The 21760-nt window shown below is 67.7% G+C and carries 18 protein-coding genes; 11 read left to right on the top strand and 7 right to left on the bottom strand.

The window, feature by feature from the left end; genetic code table 11:
- Positions 1-39 precede the first annotated feature (39 nt).
- Both hydA and C8P69_RS16125 read left to right on the top strand, forming a co-directional pair.
- The gene (gene hydA / locus C8P69_RS16130) at positions 40-1521 is read left to right on the top strand and encodes a dihydropyrimidinase (protein WP_108178463.1); all 1482 of its coding nucleotides are present in this window, start codon (positions 40-42) and stop codon (positions 1519-1521) included.
- A gap of 222 nt (positions 1522-1743) precedes the next feature.
- Positions 1744-3792, top strand: a complete 2049-nt coding sequence (locus C8P69_RS16125; protein ID WP_108178462.1) for a M3 family metallopeptidase — start codon at positions 1744-1746, stop codon at positions 3790-3792.
- A 13-nt stretch (positions 3793-3805) separates the two neighbouring features.
- Here C8P69_RS16125 and C8P69_RS16120 read toward each other — a convergent pair whose 3' ends face one another.
- Positions 3806-4633: a S1 family peptidase gene (locus tag C8P69_RS16120; protein WP_170118270.1), complete on the bottom strand. Its 828-nt coding sequence runs from the start codon at positions 4631-4633 to the stop codon at positions 3806-3808.
- 340 nt (positions 4634-4973) lie between these two features.
- On the opposite strand from C8P69_RS16120, the gene C8P69_RS16115 reads away from it, so the two are divergent.
- Together C8P69_RS16115 and C8P69_RS16110 are read left to right on the top strand one after the other, a co-directional pair.
- Positions 4974-5639 carry a response regulator gene (locus tag C8P69_RS16115; RefSeq protein WP_108178460.1) on the top strand — a complete coding sequence of 222 codons (666 nt, stop codon included), beginning with the start codon at positions 4974-4976 and terminating at the stop codon, positions 5637-5639.
- Positions 5640-5809: 170 nt separating this feature from the next.
- Positions 5810-6784: an MBL fold metallo-hydrolase gene (locus C8P69_RS16110; protein ID WP_245902077.1), complete on the top strand. Its 975-nt coding sequence runs from the start codon at positions 5810-5812 to the stop codon at positions 6782-6784.
- Between the two features lie 40 nt (positions 6785-6824).
- Here C8P69_RS16110 and ypfJ read toward each other — a convergent pair whose 3' ends face one another.
- Positions 6825-7721, bottom strand: a complete 897-nt coding sequence (gene ypfJ, locus C8P69_RS16105; RefSeq protein WP_108178458.1) for a KPN_02809 family neutral zinc metallopeptidase — start codon at positions 7719-7721, stop codon at positions 6825-6827.
- A gap of 312 nt (positions 7722-8033) precedes the next feature.
- Between ypfJ and C8P69_RS16100 the strand changes: the two genes are divergently transcribed.
- From C8P69_RS16100 to C8P69_RS16085, 4 genes are all read left to right on the top strand, one after another.
- Positions 8034-9110, top strand: coding sequence for a site-specific DNA-methyltransferase (locus C8P69_RS16100; RefSeq protein WP_108178457.1), 1077 nt, complete (start codon positions 8034-8036; stop codon positions 9108-9110).
- Positions 9111-9211: 101 nt separating this feature from the next.
- A complete protein-coding gene (locus C8P69_RS16095) occupies positions 9212-10210 on the top strand; it encodes an efflux RND transporter periplasmic adaptor subunit (RefSeq protein ID WP_108178456.1) in 999 nt (332 codons plus the stop codon).
- Positions 10207-11442, top strand: a complete 1236-nt coding sequence (locus C8P69_RS16090; protein ID WP_108178455.1) for an ABC transporter permease — start codon at positions 10207-10209, stop codon at positions 11440-11442. The genes C8P69_RS16095 and C8P69_RS16090 overlap by 4 nt, the downstream gene beginning before the upstream one ends.
- A complete protein-coding gene (locus C8P69_RS16085) occupies positions 11439-12161 on the top strand; it encodes an ABC transporter ATP-binding protein (protein ID WP_108178454.1) in 723 nt (240 codons plus the stop codon). The genes C8P69_RS16090 and C8P69_RS16085 overlap by 4 nt, the downstream gene beginning before the upstream one ends.
- A 4-nt stretch (positions 12162-12165) precedes the next feature.
- Here C8P69_RS16085 and C8P69_RS16080 read toward each other — a convergent pair whose 3' ends face one another.
- From C8P69_RS16080 to groES, 5 genes are all read right to left on the bottom strand, one after another.
- The gene (locus tag C8P69_RS16080; RefSeq protein WP_170118278.1) at positions 12166-13722 is read right to left on the bottom strand and encodes a TRAP transporter large permease; all 1557 of its coding nucleotides are present in this window, start codon (positions 13720-13722) and stop codon (positions 12166-12168) included.
- A 14-nt stretch (positions 13723-13736) separates the two neighbouring features.
- Positions 13737-14423 (bottom strand): TRAP transporter small permease subunit, encoded by a 687-nt coding sequence (locus tag C8P69_RS16075; protein WP_342750204.1) that lies wholly within the window; start codon positions 14421-14423, stop codon positions 13737-13739.
- A 97-nt stretch (positions 14424-14520) separates the two neighbouring features.
- The gene (locus C8P69_RS16070; protein ID WP_108178452.1) at positions 14521-15645 is read right to left on the bottom strand and encodes a TRAP transporter substrate-binding protein; all 1125 of its coding nucleotides are present in this window, start codon (positions 15643-15645) and stop codon (positions 14521-14523) included.
- A gap of 384 nt (positions 15646-16029) precedes the next feature.
- On the bottom strand, positions 16030-17667 hold the full coding sequence (gene groL, locus C8P69_RS16065) for a chaperonin GroEL (RefSeq protein ID WP_108178451.1): 1638 nt from the start codon (positions 17665-17667) through the stop codon (positions 16030-16032).
- A gap of 55 nt (positions 17668-17722) precedes the next feature.
- Positions 17723-18013: a co-chaperone GroES gene (gene groES / locus C8P69_RS16060; RefSeq protein WP_108178450.1), complete on the bottom strand. Its 291-nt coding sequence runs from the start codon at positions 18011-18013 to the stop codon at positions 17723-17725.
- A gap of 217 nt (positions 18014-18230) precedes the next feature.
- Between groES and C8P69_RS16055 the strand changes: the two genes are divergently transcribed.
- The 3 genes from C8P69_RS16055 (at position 18231) to C8P69_RS16045 (ending at position 21746) form a co-directional block, all read left to right on the top strand.
- Positions 18231-18734, top strand: a complete 504-nt coding sequence (locus tag C8P69_RS16055) for a MarR family winged helix-turn-helix transcriptional regulator (RefSeq protein ID WP_108178449.1) — start codon at positions 18231-18233, stop codon at positions 18732-18734.
- A 129-nt stretch (positions 18735-18863) separates the two neighbouring features.
- Positions 18864-21194, top strand: a complete 2331-nt coding sequence (locus C8P69_RS16050; protein WP_108178448.1) for a putative bifunctional diguanylate cyclase/phosphodiesterase — start codon at positions 18864-18866, stop codon at positions 21192-21194.
- Between the two features lie 66 nt (positions 21195-21260).
- Positions 21261-21746 carry a PaaI family thioesterase gene (locus C8P69_RS16045; RefSeq protein WP_108178447.1) on the top strand — a complete coding sequence of 162 codons (486 nt, stop codon included), beginning with the start codon at positions 21261-21263 and terminating at the stop codon, positions 21744-21746.
- The last annotated feature ends 14 nt before the right edge of the window (positions 21747-21760 follow it).

Genomic DNA, 21760 nt, shown 5'->3' with positions numbered 1-21760 from the left:
GTCGGGCCTCCATACCCCTGCGTCCAGCCGGAGCACGACATGCCTGCCTCGCCCTTCGACCTCGTCATCCGCGGCGGCACGGTGGGAACCGCCACCGGAAGCTTCACCGCCGATGTCGGCATCCGCGACGGCAAGGTGGCCGCCGTTGGCCTCGGCCTGGGTGAGGGCGCGCGCACGATCGATGCCACGGGCAAGCTGGTGCTCCCCGGCGGCATCGATAGCCATACCCATATCGAGCAGGTCTCGGCGGGCGGGTTGCTCAACGCCGATACGTTCGAGAGCGCCACGACCTCGGCGGCCTTCGGCGGCAATACGACGGTGATTTCCTTTGCCGCGCAGCATCGCGGCAAGGACCTGCGCAAGGTCGTCGACGACTACAGCGTGCTGGCCGAGCGCGGCGCGCTGATCGACTACGCCTTCCACCTCATCGTCGCCAATCCCGACGAGAAGACCATCACCAAGGACCTGCCCGAGCTGATCCGCGAGGGCCACGCCTCCGTGAAGATCTTCATGACCTACGACCTCATCAAGGTCGATGACGAGCCGCTGCTCGACGTGCTGCTCACCGCCCGCGAGAACCGGGCCATGGTCTGCGTCCATGCCGAGAACCACGGCATGATCTCGTGGATGGGCAAGCGCCTCGTCAAGAAGGGCTATGTGGCGCCGAAGTACCACGCCATCAGCCATCCGCGCGGCTCGGAGGCCGAGGCCTTCACCCGGCTCATCGCGCTCTCGGCGCTGATCGACCAGCCGATCATGATCTTCCACGTCTCGACGGCGGAGGGCGCCCAGGTGGTGCGCGACGCGCGGGCCCAGGGGCTGAAGGTCTTCGCCGAGACCTGCCCGCAATATCTCTTCATGACCAAGCACGACCTCGACAAGCCGGGCATGGAGGGCGCGAAGTGGATGTGCTCGCCGCCGCCGCGCGAGGCCGAGGACCAGGACGCGCTGTGGCAGGCGCTTGCCCTCGGCGACCTGCAGACCGTCACCTCCGACCACGCCCCCTATCGCTTCGATGAGACCGGCAAGCTTTCGGCCGGGCCGAACGCCAATTTTAAGACCATTGCCAATGGCCTGCCGGGCCTTGAGGTGCGCCTGCCGCTGCTCTTCGACGCGATGGTGTCGAAAGGCCGGCCGGAATTTGCGGGCCGCGGGCTCGACGCCTTCGTGTCGCTGACCGCGACGCAGCCCGCCTCGATCTACAATCTTCCGGGCAAGGGCCAGATCGCGCCGGGCTATGACGCCGACATCGCGATCTGGGATCCGAAGAAGCAGGTCACCATCACCGACGAACTGATGCACGACCTCACCGGCTACACGCCCTTTGCCGGCCGCAGCGTGACGGGTTGGCCAGAGACGGTGCTGGTGCGCGGCCGCGAGGTGGTCTCCGGCGGCACGCTCGCCGGCAAGCCTGGCGAGGGCCGCTGGCTGAAGCGCACCGGTGGCTGGGCAGCCGAGCCCACGGGCAAGCTGACGGCGGACATGGACCCCAAGCGCAACTTCGGCGCCGAGGTGCTGTGAGGGGGCTCCACGGCTCGCCTGACAAGCGCCCCCTTGCCGCGTCATGCCCGCCCTTGTGGCGGGCATCCACGACTTGACCACTGCCTGTCAGAATTCGTGGATGCCCGGGACAAGCCCGGGCATGACGGACAGGTTGTGCCTTCTGGAGATGAGCTGCGACGAGGATCGCATCGCCGTCACCCCACCCTTGCCGGCCCCGCCTCCGCCCGCCACATTGGCTGCATGACCCAGACCACCGACAATCCCTTCTTCCGCCCCTGGACCACCCCCTTCGGCATCGCGCCCTTCGGCGACATCCGCATCGAGGACTACCGCCCCGCCTTCGAGCGGGCGCTGGCGGACCAGCGTGCCGAGATCGATGCCATCACCGCCAATTCTGAGACGCCGACCTTCGCCAACACGATCGACGCGCTGGAGACGAGCGGCCATGCGCTCGACCGGCTCTGCGGCGTGTTCTTCAACCTTGCGGGCTCGGATGCGACTGATGCCATCCAGGCGATCCAGCGCGAGATGGCGCCGGTCCTCGCCCAGCATGGCAACGCCATCACCCTCGACCACCGGCTCTTCGCCCGGGTGAAGGCGCTGTACGACCAGCGGGACAGCCTCACCCTCACCGGCGAGCAGAAGCGGGTGCTGGAGAAGACCTACAAGAACTTCGTGCGCGGCGGCGCGGCGCTCGATGAGGCCGGCAAGGTGGAGATGCGCCGCATCACCGAGCGGCTCGCGACGCTGGGCACCGCCTTCTCGCAGAACGTGCTCAAGGACGAATCCACCTGGACGCTCGATCTCGCCGAGGCCGATGTCACCGGGCTTCCTGATTTCCTGAAGAATGCGCTCGCGCAGGCCGCAAAGGATCGCGGCCGTGAGGGCTATGTGATGACGCTCGGCCGTTCCATGGTCGAGCCCTTCCTGACCCTCTCCCCCCGCCGCGACCTGCGCGAGACCATCTTCAAGGCCTGGGTGAAGCGCGGCGAGATGGGCGGTGAGAGCGACAACACCGCCATCGTCGCCGAGACCATCAAGCTGCGCGTCGAGCGCGCGAAGCTGCTGGGCTATCCGACCTTCGCCGCGTTCAAGCTCGACGAGACCATGGCGAAGACGCCTGAGGCCGTCCGCGCTCTTCTTGAGAAGGTCTGGAGCCGCGCCGTGGTGCGGGCCGGCGAAGAGCGGCTGGCGCTGGCCGAGGTCGCGCGCGAGGAGGGCATGAACGAGCCTATCCAGCCCTGGGACTGGCGCTACTATGCCGAGAAGGTGCGCCAGCGCCGCTATGCGATCGATGAGGCGGCGCTGAAGCCTTACTTCCAGCTCGACCGTATGATCGAGGCCGCCTTCGACGTTGCGACCCGGCTCTTCGGCGTCACCTTCCGCCGCCGCGAGGACGTGCCCGTCTATCACCCGGATGTGCGGGCCTACGAGATGCTGCGCGACGGCACGCCGGTCGGTCTCTTCCTCGGCGACTACTATGCCCGCTCCACCAAGCGCTCCGGCGCCTGGATGAGCGCCTTCCGCAGCCAGGAGAAGCTCTCCGGAGATGTGCTGCCGATCATCGTCAACGTCATGAACTTCGCCAAGCCGCCGGAGGGAAAGCCGGCGCTGCTCTCCTTCGACGATGCGCGGACTCTCTTCCACGAGTTTGGCCACGGCCTGCACGGTCTCCTGTCAAACGTCACCTATCCGCTGCTCTCCGGCACGTCGGTGGCGCGTGACTTCGTGGAATTCCCCTCGCAGCTCTACGAGCACTGGCTGGAGCGGCCGGAGGTGCTCTCGCGCTTTGCCATCCATGCCGAGACGGGCGAGGCCATGCCGCAGGCGCTCATCGACAAGCTCATTGCCGCGCGCACCTTCAACCAGGGCTTCGCGACGGTCGAATATGTCTCCTCGGCGCTGGTCGACCTCGCCTTCCACTCGCTCTCGGACGCCGACGGCATCGACCCCATCGCCTTCGAGGCGGCCGAGTTGAAGCGCATCGGCATGCCCGACGGCCTCGTCATGCGCCACCGCACGCCGCATTTCGCCCATGTCTTCTCGGGCGACGGCTATTCGGCCGGCTATTACAGCTACATGTGGTCGGAGGTGCTGGACGCCGACGGCTTCGCCGCCTTCGAGGAGACGGGCGATCCCTTCGATCCGAAGCTCGCCCAGCGGCTCGGCGCCTTCGTCTATTCGGCCGGCAACAGCCGCGACCCCATGGAGGCCTATGTGGCCTTCCGTGGCCGCGAGCCCGATCCGGAAGCCCTGCTGGTGAAGCGGGGGCTGGCGACGGCGGCCTGAGCCGCCGTCCGCGTCACTGCCGCATCTCGACCGGCGTGCCGAGCGGGGCGTTCCAGCCGGCCGCCGTCTGGCGGATCCAGGCGACATAGTCGCGCAGCGGCACATAGACCGGCGAGGAGGTGCACTCCCGTCCGGGATCGGTGGTGCCGCCCTTGAGCACACCGACCACCAGGAACCCGCGGCCGGAACGGCGATAGACCGGCCCGCCGGAATCGCCGACGCACATGCCGGGACGCTGCTGGGCGTCCTCGCCGGTGAGGCCGGCGAAGCCGCGCCCGGGCACGCTGGGGCTGGCGGTGCGCATCAGCGCCTCGCGCAGCACGCCGTCGCGGGCGCGCGAGCGCTCGGTCGAGCCGAAGCCGGCGATGAGCAGTTCCTCGCCGGAGCCGCTGCCAAACCAGCCGACGCCCCAGGAGCCCGAGGGCAGCCCGGCCGGCCGGGTGTCCGAGCCGAAGGGACGGGCGACCTGGATCAGGCCGACATCGTCCGAGGCGAAGCCGTGGTTGGGGTCGAAGCCCGGATGGGCGGCGGTGCGCGTCACCGCCACGTTCTGGCGGCGGAAGGAGCGGTCGAGATAGCGGACGCGGTAGCGGCCGCGCGCCGAGACGCAATGGGCGGCGGTGAGCACGAGGTCGGGCCCGACAATGGCGCCGGTGCAGATGCCCTCGGGCGTCTCGATGAGGACGGTTGAGCGGCGGGTACCGTTGGGATCGCGGGCGGGCTCGCCGCGCATCACCGCCTGGGCCTCGCCGAGGCCGGTGAGCGGCAGGAGGAGGGCGGCCGTGAGAGCCGCTGCCGCGAGGCGCCGCGGGGCCACCGGCCCGTCGCCGCGTCGTGTCATGAACCTCTTCGCCATGGAAGCCATCGTCATGAACAACCTCGCTCGATCCCGTCGTCCGACCGCGCCCCCCACACGTCCGGCCTTGCAAGACATCCAGCAGAACGCCGGGTGTCCCGGCTGTCAATCGCCACGGTGGGCCGCGCGCAGGTTTTTCGCGCCACCATCGAACCTCCCCCCTTTGGCCGAGGGCTGCTTGCGACTTTCGGCGCCCGGGCAAGTGATTTTCAGGCAATCGACCCGCGCGGCCTTGTCTTGAGCCCTCCAAGGCGCGACAATTCGCCCGATCGGCGCGATAGAATGCCGACGACAGAGGAAACGGGGGCGGGGCGTGGACACCGCAATGGCTACCTATCGGATCGTCATCGCCGACGATCATCCGCTGTTCCGCGGCGCCTTGCGCGAAGCGGTCTCTGGCCTGCCGCATGCCATGACCATCGCCGAGGCTGGCAGCTTTGCCACCATGTCGGAGATCGTGGGGGCCGACCCGGAGGTCGACCTCGTGCTGCTCGATCTGGCCATGCCGGGCGTGAAGGGCTTCTCCGGCCTGATGTATCTGCGCGCCCAGCATCCGGGCGTGCCGGTGGTGATCGTCTCGGCCACCGAGGACCCGGACGTCATCCGCCGCTGCTTCGAGTTCGGCGCCTCGGGCTTCATCCGCAAGACGCTCGGCATCGACGAGATGCGCCAGGCCATCCAGGTCGTGCTCGACGGCGGCAGCTACGTGCCGCCGGACATCGACCTGTCGCAGAGCCGGGATTCGGAGAGCGCCAAGCTTGCCGCGCGGCTCGCCAGCCTGACGCCGCAGCAGGTGCGGGTGCTGATGATGCTGTCGGAGGGACTGCTCAACAAGCAGATCGCCTATGAACTCTCCGTCTCCGAGGCGACGGTGAAGGCCCATGTCTCGGCGATCCTGACCAAGCTCGGCGTCGACAGCCGCACCCAGGCGGTCATCGCCGCCTCCAAGATCGCCGCCGACGGCTGGCCGGGGCAGGCGCTGAACGGGTGAGGGTGGCTCCCGCGTCTCGCCGATCATGGCGATTTCGCGGATGTCGCCATCCGTCGATCATCAGAGCAGGGGTCGCCAGACGCGCGATTGCCAAGACCAGACAGCCCTTCGCACAATGTGGCGGCTCCGGCGATGCCGGTAGCCCACGACATGAACGACGGGAGGATATGATGGCTGGTCTCCACTCCAGACGCGATACGCTGTCCCTTGGTCTCGGCCTTGGCGCCGCGCTCACCTTGCCGCAGGGACTGGCACTCGCCCGTGCACCCAAGGCCACTGGCCAGGCGCCCTACTACTATCGCTTCCCCTTCGGCGAGGCTCAGGTAACCGTCGTCTCCGATGGCCCGTTGCCACTCGGCGATCCGGGCGAGACGTTTCTCGGCGTGTCAAAGGAGGAGATCCGCGGGATGCTGTCCCGCAACTTTCTCGATCCCGCGAGCGTCACCCTCGAGCAGAACATCCCGGTCGTGAATTTCGGCGAACGGCTGGTCCTGTTCGATACCGGCATGGGCACATCGCAAGCCTTCGGCCCGACAACGGGCCGCCTGACCAAGTCGCTGGAGGAAGCGGGGATACGCCCGGCCGACATCGACGCGATCTGCTGTTCGCACGCCCACATCGACCATGTCGGGGGCATCGTCGGCGCTGATGGCAAGCCGCTCTTTCCCAATGCGGAGGTCTGGCTTGCGCAAGCGGATTTCGATTTCTGGACCGACGAGGGAAAACTCGGCACGCCGCTCAAGGCCTTCGTCGAGCACGCCCGCAAGAACCTGCTGCCGGTCCGCGACCGCATCAAGTTCTTCCGCGACCAGCAGGAGTTCCTGCCGGGAGTCCAGGCGATCGCCGCCCCCGGTCACACCGTCGGGCACACGGTCTTCATGATCGCCTCAGGCGGCAAGCAGTTCTGCTTCATGGGCGACCTGACCCATCACCAGGTGCTGCTGCTGGAGCGGCCGCTGATGGAATTCGCCTATGACAGCGATCCGAAGCAGTCGGCTCAGACACGGGTGCGGCTCCTCACCATGCTCGCCGAGAAGCAACTGCCGGTGATGTCCTATCACTTCCCCTGGCCCGGCTTCGGCCACGTGGCAAAAGCCGGCGACGGCTTCCGCTATTTCGCGGAGCCGATGCGGATGCTCGGCTAAGGACAGAGGGGCGGTGGCGCATCGCCGCCGCCCGACGTCCTCACAGCTGCGGCGCCCGGAACGTGTTGCAGGCGGAGATCTGGCCGCTGCGCAGCCCCGTCATGAACCAGCGCTGGCGCTGGGCCGAGCTGCCGTGGGTGAAGCTGTCGGGCACCACATAGCCCTGCGAGCGGCGCTGCAGCATGTCGTCGCCGATGGCGGCGGCTGTCTGCATGGCGGCGCGGACGTCTGCCTCCTCCAGGCGGATCTGCTGCTGGGTGTGGAAGGCCCAGACGCCGGCGAAACAGTCGGCCTGGAGTTCGACGCGCACCTGCAGGGCATTCGACTCCGCTTCGCTGCTGGCGGCGCGCTGGGCCTGCTGCACCCGCGGTAGCACGCCCATCAGGTTCTGCACGTGATGGCCGACCTCGTGGGCGACGACATAGGCATAGGCGAAGCGGCAGGCGGTGTCGGGGCCGGAGCAGCCGCGGAAGCGGGTCTGCAACTCCTGGAAGAAGGAGGTGTCGAGATAGACCTTCTTGTCGTTGGGGCAATAGAACGGCCCCATCTCCGACTGCGCCGCGCCGCAGCCCGAGCGGGTTCGGGCGTTAAACATGACGAGGCCCGGCGCCTGGTAGCGGCGGCCGGCCTCCTGGAAAATCTTCTGCCAGGCATCCTCGGTGGAGCCGAGGATGGCGGCGACAAAATCGCCCATCTGGTCGGCGGGCCGGCCCTGGCGCTGCGGCGCCTGCTGCTCGATCTGCCGCTGGCTGCCCCGGGTCACGGCGTCATAGCCACCGATGAGGATCGCAGGGTTGATGCCGGTCACATAGGAGATGAGGCCGACGATGATCATGCCGCCGATGCCGATGCCGGCGGGGCCTCCCGGAACCGCACCGCCCCCGCCCCCGCGGCGGTCCTCGATGTTCTCCGAACGGCGCAGATCTTCCCAACGCATGGCACGAAACTCCCTGCCTCCGGCGATCATGACGCCGCGTCACGACAGGTGCAACTCCCGGGCGGGACGCTGGTTTCACACCTCGTTCACCTTTCGCGGGACGCCAAGTTTACCTTTCGGTGACAGAAAAAACCGCAGTTGTCGCCAGTAACTTAAGCATACATTTACCGTGCCGGCTCCAGTCTCGCCTGGCGTTGCGACACCTTAGTTTTGCGTATCGAGTGCCGCCTCATGCCGACGACGAACGGAACTGCCCGATCTGGTGCTCGCGTACGGGCCGTCCGTTCGCCGTCGCTCGTCCCCGACCAGGGGATGGGTCTTGCCGGCCGCATCATCCTCGGCGATTGCATCGCCGCGATGGAGTCCCTGCCGCCGGCCTCGGTGGATCTGGTCTTCGCCGATCCGCCGTACAATCTCCAGCTCCAGGGCGAGCTCCACCGGCCGGACGACAGCCGGGTCGACGCCGTCAACGATGACTGGGACCAGTTCGAGAGCTTCGCCGCCTATGACGCCTTCACCCGCGCCTGGCTCAGCGCCGCGCGGCGCGTCCTGAAGCCGGACGGCTCGCTCTGGGTCATCGGCTCCTACCACAACATTTTCCGCGTCGGCACGGCGCTGCAGGATCTCGGCTTCTGGGTCCTCAACGACGTCATCTGGCGCAAAGCGAACCCGATGCCGAATTTCCGCGGCCGGCGCTTCACCAATGCCCATGAGACGCTGATCTGGGCCTCCCGCGAGGCCAAGGCCCGCTACACCTTCAACTACGAGGCGCTCAAGGCCGGCAACGAGGATGTCCAGGTCCGCTCGGACTGGTTCCTGCCGCTCTGCACCGGCGAGGAGCGCCTCAAGGACGATACGGGCCGCAAGGTCCATCCGACCCAGAAGCCGGAGGCGCTCCTGGCGCGCGTCCTCCTTGCGTCCTCCAAGCCCGGGGACGTCGTCCTCGATCCGTTCTTCGGCTCCGGTACGACCGGGGCCGTTGCCAAGCGCCTCGGCCGCCGGTTCATCGGGATCGAACGCGATCCCGCCTATGCGAGAGCGGCCGAGGCGCGCATTCTTTCCGTGGAGCCGCTGGAGGAGGCCTCGCTGGCTGCCTTCACCACCGCCCGCGAGGCGCCGCGCGTCGCCTTCGCGTCCCTCATCGAGCGTGGCATGATCTCGCCGGGCACGGTGCTGACCGACGAGAAGGGTCGCTACCAGGCGATCGTGCGGGCCGACGGCGCGCTGGTGGCCGGTCCCCAGGTCGGCTCGATCCACAAGATCGGCGCGCTGGTGCAGGGCGCCCAGGCCTGCAACGGCTGGACCTTCTGGCACGTCAACGACAATGGCCGCCTGTCGCCGATCGACGCGCTGCGCGCCCGCATCCGCGAGGAGATGGGCGTCGCCTGACGCTTCTCCCGCGTCGTCGCCGCAGCGCGACATGACGTCGATCAAGGTTGCAGCCTATAAGTCCTGCTAGCTGGCGATGGTCGCGTCGCGAAAGGCTGGCGATGAAGCTGCGCTCCTGGATCATTCTCCTCGTCGGTCTCGCCGCCGCGGGCGGCGCGCTGTGGTGGCGCTACGGTCGCGGGCCGGAGGTGCAGCTGCAGGCGGTCGGCCGCGGCACGGCGGCCGAGATCGTCTATGCGACGGGCGTGGTCGAGCCGGTGCGCTGGGCCAAGATGGCCTCCATGGCGCGGGAGCGCATCGTCGAGCATTGCGCCTGCGAGGGCCGCGCGGTGAAGGAGGGCGACATGCTCGCCCGCCTCGACGACCGCGAGGTGCGCGCCAATCTCGCGGAGCAACAGGCTCGCCAGGCGCTGGCCCAGCGCGAGGTCGACCGGGTGAGCCAGCTGCTGCAGCGCGGCGTCGCCACCCAGCAGGCCTATGACAAGGCCATCGCCGATCTTGCCCAGATCCGCGCCCTCATCGCCGCCACGACGGAGCGGCTCGGCAATTACCAGATCCTCGCGCCGCGCGCCGGCATCGTGCTGCGGCAGGACGGCGAGGTCGGCGAGATCGCCGATGTCGGCCAGATCCTCTTCCGGGTCGGCGACCCGCGGCCGCTGCAGGTCACCGCCGACGTCGCCGAGGAGGACATCCCGCGCGTGCGGGTGGGGCAGGCGGTGCTCTTGCGCACCGACGCCTTCAAGGACCGGGCGCTCGAGGGCCAGGTGCATGACATCACGCCGATGGGCGACACGACGACCAAGACCTTCCGCATCCGCATCGCGCTGCCCGACGACACGCCGCTGCATTTCGGCATGTCGGTGGAGGCGAACATCATCGCGCGCGAGGCGAGGAACGTGCTGCTGGTGCCGAACGAGGCCGTGGTGGGCGGCGCCGTCTTCACGGTGGTGAACGGGCGGATCGCCCGCAAGCCGGTGGAGGCGGGCATCCGCGGCACCCGGTTGACCGAGATCCGCTCGGGACTCGGCGAGGGCGAGCGCATCGCCGTTCCCGCCGAGGCGCGCTGGCGCGGCGGCGAACATGTGCGCGTCGCGCCGTGAACCTTGTCCTCGACATCGCCTGGACGCATATCGCCGCCCGCCTCCGGCAGACGGTGGTGGCGGTGGCGGGCGTCGCCATCGGCGTCGGTTTCTCCATCATGATGGCGGCGCTGATGCAGGGCTCGCAGGAGGATTTCGTCCGCACCCTCGTCAACGCCATGCCGCATGTGTCGATCAACGACGAGCGGCGCGAACCGCCGCGCCAGCCGGCCGAGGAAGCCTTCGACGCGGCGCAGATCCGCGGGCTGACGCCGGCAACGCGCCGGCGCGGGATCAACAACCCCATCGCCACCATTGCCGCGCTGGAGAGCTGGGTGCCCGGCGCGGTGACGCCCTCGGTCCAGGCCCGCGGCATCCTGCGCTACGGCGGCAAGGACGTCGCCTCGGTCATCGTCGGCATCGACCCGCAGCGCGAGCCGCGCGTCTCGCAGCTCGTCACCCAGATGAAGCAGGGCTCCATGCCCGCGCTCTACCGCGCCACCAATGCCATCATCCTCGGCGATCGCCTCGCCGAGAAGCTCGGCGCCCGCATCGGCTCGAACATCTCGATGTCCGCCGGCACCGGCAAGGTGATGACCGGCCAGGTCGTCGGCATCTTCCGCTCCGGCGTGCGCACGGTGGACGAGGGCACGTCCTATGTCCTCATCAAGACCGCGCAGGTGCTGGCCGAGCAGACCGGCCTCATCAATGAGATCCGCATCCGCCTGAATGACCCCATGGCCTCGCGCGCCGTGGCGGACCGCATCATCGCCGATACCGGGCTCAAGACCGTGTCCTGGCAGGAGGCCAACGAGGACCTCATGTCCGCCTTCGTCATCCGCAACATCATCATGTACACGGTGGTCGGCGCGATCCTGCTGGTGGCCTCCTTCGGCACCTACAACATCATCTCGACCATCACCTTCGAGAAGAGCCGCGACATCGCCATCATGAAGTCGCTGGGCCTCAGCCAGTCGACGGTCCGGCGCATCTTCATCCTCGAGGGCCTCGCCATCGGCCTTGCCGGCGCGCTCGGCGGCGCGGTGCTCGGCTTCGCGCTGACCCAGGCCATGCTGACGGTGGAGATCCGCACCGGCTTCACCGATTCCACCCACCTGCCGCTCGTGGTGGCGCCGCTGCACTACCTCATCGCCGGCGGGGTGGCGCTCGCCTCCTCGGCCATCGCCGGCTATTTCCCCGCCCGCAAGGCGGCGCGCCTCCACCCCGTCGAGATCATCCGGGGGGCGACATGAGCCGCACCATCATCGAGGCGCGCAAGGCGACCCGCATCCTCGAGGGCATCGTGCCGGTGACGCTGGTCGCTGACATCGACCTTGCCATCGGCGAGCGCGAGTTCGTCGCCATCACCGGCCCCTCGGGCTCCGGCAAGTCGAGCCTGCTCTACCTCCTCGGCCTCCTCGACGTGCCGACCTCCGGCGCCGTGCTGGTCGAGGGCCGCGACACCACCGATTTCGACGACACCGAACGGGCCGCGGCGCGGCTCGCCACGCTCGGCTTCATCTTCCAGTTCCACTTCCTGCTGCCGGAATTCACCACGACGCAGAACGTCATGCTGCCGATGCGGGCTCTCGGCAAACTGTCGATGCGGGAGATGAAGGAGCGGGCCGAGGGACTGCTCGCCTCGCTCGGGCTGGGCGATCATCTCGCCAAGCGCCCGGACCAGCTCTCCGGCGGCCAGCGCCAGCGCGTGGCGGTGGCCCGGGCGCTCGCCAATGACCCGCCGGTGATCCTCGCCGACGAGCCGACGGGGAGCCTCGATTCCAAGTCCTCGGAGCAGGTGTTCCAGATCCTGCGCGATCTCGTCGACAGGGATGGGCGCACCGTGGTCGCCGTCACCCATGCCATGGAACTTGCCGACCGCATGGACCGGCGCGTTCACCTCGTCGACGGGCGCATCGTCTCGGATGTGAGGCAGGCGCCCGCCGCAGGTGTTCCGGCGACGGGCGCTTGAGGCCTCAGCGGTAGAGCACGCTCGGCAGCCAGAGGGCGATGCCGGGGAAGGTGTAGACCACCACCATGCAGGCGACGACGATGACGATGAACGGCATCACGCCCGAGAAGATCTGGTTGATCGTCACGTGCGGCGGCGCCACGCCCTTCAGGTAGAAGGGCGCCATGGCCACGGGGGGCGACAGGAACGACGTCTGGATGTTCAGGGCGATGAGGATGCCGAAGAACAGCGGGTCGATCTTGAACGTCTCCAGGAGCGGCAGGAAGATCGGCACGAAGATCACGATGATCTCGGTCCATTCCAGCGGCCAGCCCAGCACGAAGATGATCACCTGCGCCAGGATCATGAACATGGTCGGCGACAGGTTCAGCATGGCCACGAAGGCCTTGATCGGCTCGTGACCGCCGAGGATGGCGAAGATCGACGAGAAGATGAAGGAGCCGACGAAGAGCCAGCAGACCATGGCCGAGGTGCGGGCGGTGAGGAACACCGATTCCTTCAGCTTGTCGAAGCTGATGGATTTGTAGGCCGCCGCCAGGATCACCGAGCCGAGGGCGCCGACCGCCGCCGCTTCCGTCGGCGTCGCGATGCCGAAGAAGATGGCGCCGAGCACCGAGAGGATCAGCATGGTCAGCGGGAAGAAGCTGCGGGCCAGTTCCTTAAACACCGCCTTGCCGAGGATCAGCAGCAGCACGAAGCCGATGGCGCCGGCGCCGAGGATGACGTGGGGCAGCTTGTCGGGGACCGAATAGTCGATCTCGCGCAGCGGCATGCCGGCCGGCGTCGTCAGGATGCGGATCATGTTGAGCATCCACTCGAGGCCGTAGATGACCGCATAGGCCACCGGGACCGTCAGCAACACGATGACCACGTACTTCACCAGGGACATCTTGTCCTTGTCGAAGTCGAAGCCGAGCGGCATCCGCTGTTCCTTCGGCAGCTTGGGCGCCAGCGACGGGTTCAGCATGCAGCGGATGATCACATAGACCATGTAGAGGCTGGCGAGCAGCAGGCCCGGCAGGAAGGCGCCGGCATAGAGCTTCGGCACCGAGACGCCGGCTGTGGCGCCGTAGAGGATGAGCATGACGCTCGGCGGGATGAGGATGCCAAGGCAGCCGCCGGCGCAGACCACGCCCGCCGAGAGCTTCTCGTCATAGCCGGCGCGCAACATGGCCGGGAAGGCGAGAAGGCCCATCAGCGTCACCACCGCGCCGACGATGCCGGTGGCCGTGGCGAAGATGGTGCAGGTGACGAGGGTGGTGACGGCGAGCGAGCCGGGCAGGCCGCCGATGGCGAGCTGCACCGAGTTGAACAGCCTGTCGAGGATGTTCGCCCGCTCGATGATGTAGCCCATGAAGATGAAGAGCGGGATGGCGACCAGCACGTCGTTGGTCATCACCGAATAGGTGCGCTGGACCACGAGGGCGAAGACGATGTCGCCCTGGGCCATGTAGCCGAACATCACGCCAAGGGCCATCAGCGTGAAGGCGATGGGGAAGCCGAGCATGATGAAGACGACGAACAGGACGAGCATCAGCACGCCCAGTTCGGGATTTCCGATGGTGAGACCGAACATCAGGCGGCTCCCTTTGCCTTGGCCGCCTCGGCCTGTTCCAGAATGATCTTCTCGGTTTCCTCCACGTCGTGGAGGCGCTGCGGCCACTCGCCGGTGCGCAGGCAGAGCACGCAGCGCACCACTTCCGACGCGCCCTGGATCACCATGAGCCCGCCGACCAGCGGAATGAGCGACTTGAACGGGAAGACGTAAGGCCCGTTCGGCGAGTTCGCCGAGCGCTCGAAGATGAACCAGGAGAAGTTCGCGAAGGTGAAGCCGGCGTAGCAGATCGCGAGGATGCCGGGGAAGAAGAAGACGAAATAGAGGACGAGGTCGAGCCGCGCCTGGGTGACCGGCTTCCACTCGCGATAGAGGAAGTCACCGCGCACATGGCCGTTGCGGGCGAGCGCATAGGGGCCGGCCAGCAGGAAGAGCACGCCGTAGAGCATGTAGCTCACGTCGAAGGCCCAACTCGTCGGCGACTGCAGGATGTAGCGGGCGAAGACCTCGTAGCAGATGGCCAACGTCAGGGCGACGATGGCCCAGGCTCCGGCCTTGCCGATGAAGGTCGAGACCTCGTCGACCGACAGGAGCAGCGCCATCAGGCGGTCCTTGGTCGTGCGGCGGAACATCACCACGAGGATGGCGGCGATGGTCAACGCATAGGCGCCGAGCAGCAGCGAGAGAAACAGCGGATTTGGCGCCATGTGAAATGTCCAGGCACGTCACGACAAAGGCGGCCGTAGCCGCCGTGAAACATGAGAAGGCGGCGGGGGTACCGCCGCCTTCCCGTGTCGGATGGGATCAGGAGCCGCCGAAGAAGTGCGTGTAGGACATCTCACGCGACGGCGTGTTGATCCGCTCGTAGCCGACGGTGCGCTGGGCCCAGGCACGCTGGCTGTCGATGACCTTCTTGAAGAAGGGGTTCTCGGCCGACAGGCGGGCGACGACCTTGTCCCAGGCCTCGAGCTGCGCCTTGAGGATCGAGTCCGGCGTCTTGATGACGTTGACGCCACGGGCGCGCAGGGCGGCGAGGTCCTTGGAGTAGCGGTCGAGCGCCTTCCAGTACATGTCGGAGGAGGCGGACTCGGCGGCGAACTTGATGATCGCCTTCTGCTCGGCGCTCATCGCGTCGAACTTGCTCTTGTTGAAGATCACCTCGAAGGCCTCGGCCGACTGGTGATAGCTCTGCAGCATGTAGGTCTTAGAGACGTCCGGGAAGCCGAGGATCGAGTCCGAGGTCGGGTTGTTGAACTCGGCGCCGTCGATCAGGCCGCGCTCCAGCGCCGGGACGATCTCACCGCCGGCGAGGATGGTGACGGCGGAGCCGAGCTCGTTGAAGAGGTCGGCGGCAAGGCCCACGGTGCGGTACTTCAGGCCGCGCAGGTCGCTGGCCTGGGTCAGCTCGCGCTTGAACCAGCCGAGCGGCTGGCAGGGCATCGGGCCGGTGAGGAAGCCGACGACGTTGACGCGGGTGATCTGGGTCAGCAGCTCGTTGTAGAGGTCGTAGCCGCCGCCATAGTTCATCCAGGCGAGGAAGTTGTGGGCGTCCCAGCCATAGGCGGGCGGGGTGCCGAACAGCGAATAGGCCTTGTTCTTGCCGAACCAGTAGGCGGTGACGCCGTGGCCGCCGTCGAGGATGCCGGCATGGACGGCGTCCTGCAGCTGGAAGGCGGGAACGACGGCGCCGGAGGCGAGCACCTCAAGGCGCAGGCGGCCGCCGGACAGGGCGTTCACGCGCGCGGCGTAGTCGTTGCAGAATTCGTGGAAGATGTCGCGCTGCGGCCAGGTCGACTGGAAGCGCAGGGTCATGGTCTGCGCGTTCGACACGGCCGGGGCGGCCACGGTGGCCGCGGCGGTGGCGCCGGCGAGGGCAAGAAAGCGACGGCGATCGGACTTCGGCTGAGCCGAAGCTGTTCCTTCTGTCATGGACGTCTCCTCTGGCGACGGGGGCAGGCCCGTTCAGGCTCATTGTCGCTGCGATCTACAGTGGATCACGTACCCCGAAGGTCAAGGGGAGGAGATGCCGCAGGGGCGCTGAATCTGTGCCTTCCGGGCACAGGACTTGTGCAGTTTCGTTACGGAAAGGGTTTGCGCGTTCACTTGGGTGACGCTGAGTCAGGGTCGGAATAAACGAAAAGGGGCGCCTCGCGGCGCCCCTTCCGTGACTGAGACTGGTTGGCTGGATCAGAAGTCCATGCCGCCCGCGCGCCGGGCTTGCCCGGCTCGCGCCACTTGAAGGCATGGGGCGGGCCAAACGAAAAGGGGCGCCTCGCGGCGCCCCTTCCGTAGTCACGAAGCCTGGTGGCTGGATCAGAAGTCCATGCCGCCCATGCCACCGCCCGGCATGGCCGGAGCGGGCGAGTCCTTCTTCGGGGTCTCGGCGATCATGGCACCGGTGGTGATGAGCAGCGAGGACACCGAAGCGGCGTTCTGCAGGGCGGTGCGGACGACCTTCATCGGGTCGACGATGCCGGCCTCGAACATGTCCACGTACTCTTCGGTCTGGGCGTTGAAGCCGAAGGTGGCGGACTTGCTCTCCAGCACCTTGCCGACAACGATCGAGCCCTCGACACCGGCGTTCTCGGCGATCTGGCGGATCGGAGCCTCGATGGCCTTCAGGACGATGTTGATGCCAGCCTGGACGTCGGCATTGTCCGACTTCAGCTTGGCGACAGCGACCTTGGCACGCAGGAGGGCGATGCCACCACCGGGGACGATGCCCTCGAGGACGGCAGCGCGGGTCGCGTTGAGAGCGTCATCAACGCGGTCCTTCTTCTCCTTCACCTCGACCTCGGTCGAGCCGCCGACCTTGATCACGGCGACGCCACCGGCGAGCTTCGCCAGGCGCTCCTGGAGCTTCTCGCGGTCGTAGTCCGAGGTCGTCTCCTCGATCTGCGCCTTGATCTGGCCGATGCGGGCCTCGATGTCCTTCTTCTTGCCGGCGCCGTCGACGACCGTGGTCTTCTCCTTCTCGATCAGCACCTTCTTGGCGCGGCCGAGCATGGCGAGGGTCACGTTCTCCAGCTTGATGCCGAGGTCTTCGGAGATGACCTGGCCACCGGTGAGGATGGCGATGTCCTCCAGCATGGCCTTGCGGCGATCGCCGAAGCCCGGAGCCTTCACGGCGGCAACCTTGAGGCCGCCACGCAGCTTGTTGACGACGAGGGTCGCGAGAGCCTCACCCTCGACGTCCTCGGCGACGATGATCAGCGGCTTGCCGGTCTGCACCACGGCCTCGAGGACCGGGAGCATCGCCTGGAGGCCGGCGAGCTTCTTCTCGTGGATGAGGATGTAGGCGTCCTCGAGATCCGCGATCATCTTGTCGGCGTTGGTGATGAAGTAGGGCGAGAGGTAGCCGCGGTCGAACTGCATGCCCTCGACGATGTCCACCTCGGTGTCCAGCGACTTGGCTTCCTCGACGGTGATGACACCCTCGTTGCCGACCTTCTGCATGGCGTTGGCGATCATCTCGCCGATCAGAGCGTCGCCGTTGGCGGAGATGGTGCCGACCTGGGCAACCTCGGCCGAGGACTTCACCTTCTTGGCCGACTTCTCGAGGGCCTTCACGACCTCGAGCACGGCGATGTCGACGCCACGCTTCAGGTCCATCGGGTTCATGCCGGCGGCAACGAACTTGGCGCCTTCCTTCACGATGGCCTGGGCGAGCACGGTGGCGGTGGTGGTGCCGTCGCCGCCGAGGTCGTTGGTCTTGGAGGCGACCTCACGGACCATCTGGGCGCCCATGTTCTCGAACTTGTCGGCAAGCTCGATCTCCTTGGCGACGGTGACGCCGTCCTTGGTGATGCGCGGGGCGCCGAAGCTCTTCTCGATGACGACGTTGCGACCCTTCGGGCCCAGCGTGACCTTCACGGCCTCAGCGAGGATGTCGACGCCGCGCAGCATCTTCTCGCGCGCGTCCTGGCCGAATTTCACGTCCTTGGCAGCCATTGTGGCTTACTCCTGTCGGAATGGATGGAATGGGGTGGCGGAGGAGCGGTGCGGCTTACTTGCCGATCACGCCCATGATGTCGCTCTCCTTCATGATGAGGAGGTCGACACCGTCGATCTTGACCTCGGTGCCGGACCACTTGCCGAACAGCACCTTGTCGCCCTTCTTCACGTCGAGCGGGACGAGCTTGCCGGCCTCGTCGCGGCCGCCCGGGCCAACCGCCAGGATTTCACCCTCCTGCGGCTTCTCCTTGGCGGTGTCCGGGATGATGATGCCACCCTTGGTCTTCTCTTCGCTCTCGAGGCGACGGACGACCACGCGGTCGTGCAGCGGACGGAACTTCATGGATCAGGTCCCTGGCAGTGCGGCTCTTGGGCCGCTGGAAATCGATACGACCCCGGGGGCCGTTGCTGTTAGCACTCAACCGAAGTGACTGCTAACGGCTGGCGCAGGAGATAATCGGCCGCCCGGAGAGAGTCAAGAATTGGCGCCGGCATGGTAAACGGCGGCGGGCTCCCCATATCGCCTTGACGCGCCCGCCATTGCACCGGATCGTGACACCATGACGTCACCGACCATCCCCTCGGCCGAAACGGCGCCGCCCGCCGCCGGCGGGCTGCCCGATCCCGCGACCCTGCAGCGCATCGGTCGCTCCTGCATCTGCTACCAGACGCGGATGACGGCCCATGCGGTGACGCGCGCCTATAACCGGGCGCTCGCGCCGCTCGGGCTCGAGGTGACGCAGTTCAACATCCTCATCTGCCTTGCGGGGGCCAGCAGCAACTCGGTCACCGCGCTGTCCGAGGCTCTCGCCCTCGACCGCACCACGATGACGCGCAACCTCAAGCGCCTCGAACAGGCCGGCCTCGTCGGCATGACCTCCGGCCAGGGCCGCGCCGTCCGTCCGGCCCTGACCGAGGCGGGCGGGGCGCTGCTCGCCGCCGCGGTCCCGCTGTGGGAGGCCGCCCATGGGCGGATGGAGGCGGCCGTCGGCGAGGAGGTCTGGACCCGGACCCGCGAGGGCCTCCGTGCCATCCGCCGCAGCGTTAAGACCTGCCCGCTCTGAGCGGTAGCGGGGTGTTAAGGCTCCCGGGCTTCGGCCCGGCCGTCCTCGCCCTGCCGGGACGCGTTTCGTTCAAATCGTTCGAGTTTATTTAGATTCGCGGCGCTACCAGCACACGGTGACGGAGGTGTCATGGTGAGGCCGGCCCCCAGCGTTGAGACGACCGAGCGACGGATCGCCGCGGACGCGGTTGCGACCGCCGATCTCGCCGGCCGCGTCCGGGCCGCGCAGATCCACGCCGTCACGCGCTTCGCGCCGCTCACCATGCTCGCCAACCTCATCAATGCAGGCGTGGTGCTGTGGGTCGTCACCGGCGACACGCATATTGGCCTTGTCGGCGGCTGGGCGGCTGCGGTGGTGCTCATGGTAGCCGCCACCACCCTCGGCTGGCTGCGCACGAGGGGCCGGCAACCCCGCTCGACCGCCTCGCCGCGCGCCATCCGCCACGCCACCGTCCATGCCGCGCTGCTGGCCATGCTCTGGGCGGCGGTGCCGCTCCTGTGGTTTGGCCGCCTGCCCATCGAGGACCAGCTGGTCATCGCCTGCCTGATGACCGGCATGATCTGCGCCGGCGGGTTTGCGCTGTCGACGGTGGCGCCCGCCGCCCATGTCTATGTCGGCATCCTCACCCTCGGCTCGGTGCTCGGCCTCCTCCAATCCGACAACAGCTTCGTCGGCGCGCTGGTGGCGCTGATCGTCGCCTATTCCCTCATCGTCGTTCAGAGCGTGTCGGGCTATTCGCGGCTCTTCGCCGAACGCTTCGTCGCCGAGGCGCGGCTCAAGGATCGCGGCGAGATCATCGAGCTCCTGCTCAACGATTTCGAGGAAAACGCCTCCGACTGGCTGTTCGAAACCGGTCCTGACTTCGCCATCACCAGCCATTCGCCGCGTTTCGCCGTGGCCGCGGGCCTTGCCGGGCAGTCCCTTGTCGGCCGCCGCATCGCGGATCTGCTGGCGCCCGAGGGCCGGGAGGCGCTGGCGCAGCGCCTGGCCGCCGCCGAGCCCTTCCGCGACATGGAGGTGCGGGTCGAGACGCCGGATGGTCCGCGCTGGTGGTCCCTGACGGCCAAGCCGGTGCTCGCCGATGACGGCCGGCCGGGGTCCTGGCGCGGCGTCGGGTCCGATGTCTCGGACCGGCGGCTCGCCGGCGACAAGGTCGCGTGGATGGCCAGGACCGATCTGCTCACCGGCCTGCCGAACCGCACCCATTTCCGCGATCTCGCCGCCGCCAAGCTCGCCCAGGCGCGTGCCGAGGACAGCGGCTTCGCCATCGGCTTCCTCGACCTCGACCATTTCAAGAGCATCAACGACACGCTGGGCCACCCCGTCGGCGACGCCCTGCTCACCGCCGTCTCCCACGACCTGTCGCAACTGGCCGGGCCCGACGTGGTCTTCGGCCGTGTCGGCGGCGACGAGTTCGGCCTGATCGTCACCCGCTTTTCCGACCGGCAGGCGGTCTTCGCCCTCGCCGACGCGGTCATCGCCGCAGTCAGCCGGTCGCGCTCCATCGATGGGGCGCGGCTGACGGTCGGCACCAGCGTCGGCCTGGCCTTCGGCACGACGGAGACGATCGACGACCTCATCCGCAACGCCGATCTTGCCCTCTATCGCGCCAAGGACCAGGGGCGCGGCAAGTCGATGGTCTTCGACGATGCGATGCATCGGGAGGCCGAGGAGCGCCGCCGCCTGCAGGAAGACCTGCGCACGGCGTTGGACGATGGCGAATTGCGCCTCGTCTACCAGCCGATCGTCGATCTCGACCATGGCGGGGTGATCGCCTTCGAGGCGCTGATGCGCTGGCAGCATCCCGAGCGCGGCCTGCTGTCGCCGGGCCTGTTCATTCCCATCGCGGAGGAGAGCGGCCTCATCGACGCCATCGGCGGATGGGCGCTGCGGCAGGCCTGTCGCGACGCCGCGGACTGGCCGCGCCATCTCGGCGTCGCCGTCAACCTGTCACCGGCCCAGTTCGGCCAGGCGGGGGTGCTCGCCCATGTGACCCATGCCCTGGCGGAGAGCCATCTCGCCCCCCATCGGCTGGAACTGGAGATCACCGAGGCGCTGTTCATGGCGCGGCATGGCAATAACGAGCGTTTCCTGAACGACCTTCACGCCCTCGGCGTGCGGCTGGCCCTCGATGATTTCGGCACGGGCTTCTCCTCGCTCGGCTATCTCACGCGCTTCCCGATCCAGAAGCTGAAGATCGACCGGTCCTTCGTCCACGGCCGGGCGGACGATGATGGTCGCCGCGCCGTGGTCGAGGCCATTGTCGGCATTGCCCATAGCCTCGGCCTCGTCACGACGGCCGAGGGGATCGAAACGGCGGAAGACCTCGCCTGGGTCACCGCGCTCGGCTGCAGCCAGGGCCAGGGCTACCATGTCGCCGAGCCGATGCCCGCCGCAGCCATCCCGGCCTTCCTCGCCGATTTCCAGCCTGCCTCCCGGGTGGCCTGCCCGGCCCTCTGACCTTCGGCGCGTTGACCGCTGAGTGCGTGCCTCCTATCGTGCATATACACGAAAGAGGAGCCCCCGATGTCCATCCGCTACGGCGTTGTTCCCACGGCCGAGGCCACCAGCGTCGACGGGATCGACTTCCTGCGCGCCATGCTGGACCAGCGCCACCCGGCGCCGCCCATCGCCCAGTCGATGGGCTTCATCCTCACCGAGGTCGAGCCGGGGAGGGCGGTGTTCGAGGGCACGCCGACGGCGGCCTTCTTCAATCCGCTCGGCACGGTCCATGGCGGCTGGACCGCGACGATCCTCGATTCCGCGCTCGGCTGCTGCGTCCACACGCTCATCAAGGCGGGGCAGGGCTACACGACGGTCGAGATGAAGGTGAACTATGTCCGCGCCCTGATGCCCGAGACGGGCCCCGTGCGCTGCGAGGGCACGGTCATCCATGCCGGCAGCCGCATCGCGACGTCGGAAGCGCGTCTCGTCGACGGCAAGGGACGGCTCATCGCCCACGGCACCGAAACCTGCATGATCTTCGAGGCGCGGGTTCCGGCCGGGGGCTGAGACGTCGCCGCTGC

The organism is Phreatobacter oligotrophus, from assembly GCF_003046185.1.
GTDB lineage: Bacteria > Pseudomonadota > Alphaproteobacteria > Rhizobiales > Phreatobacteraceae > Phreatobacter > Phreatobacter oligotrophus.
Note: the sequence above shows the minus strand (reverse complement) of the source record. Positions and strands in the feature narration are given on the sequence as shown.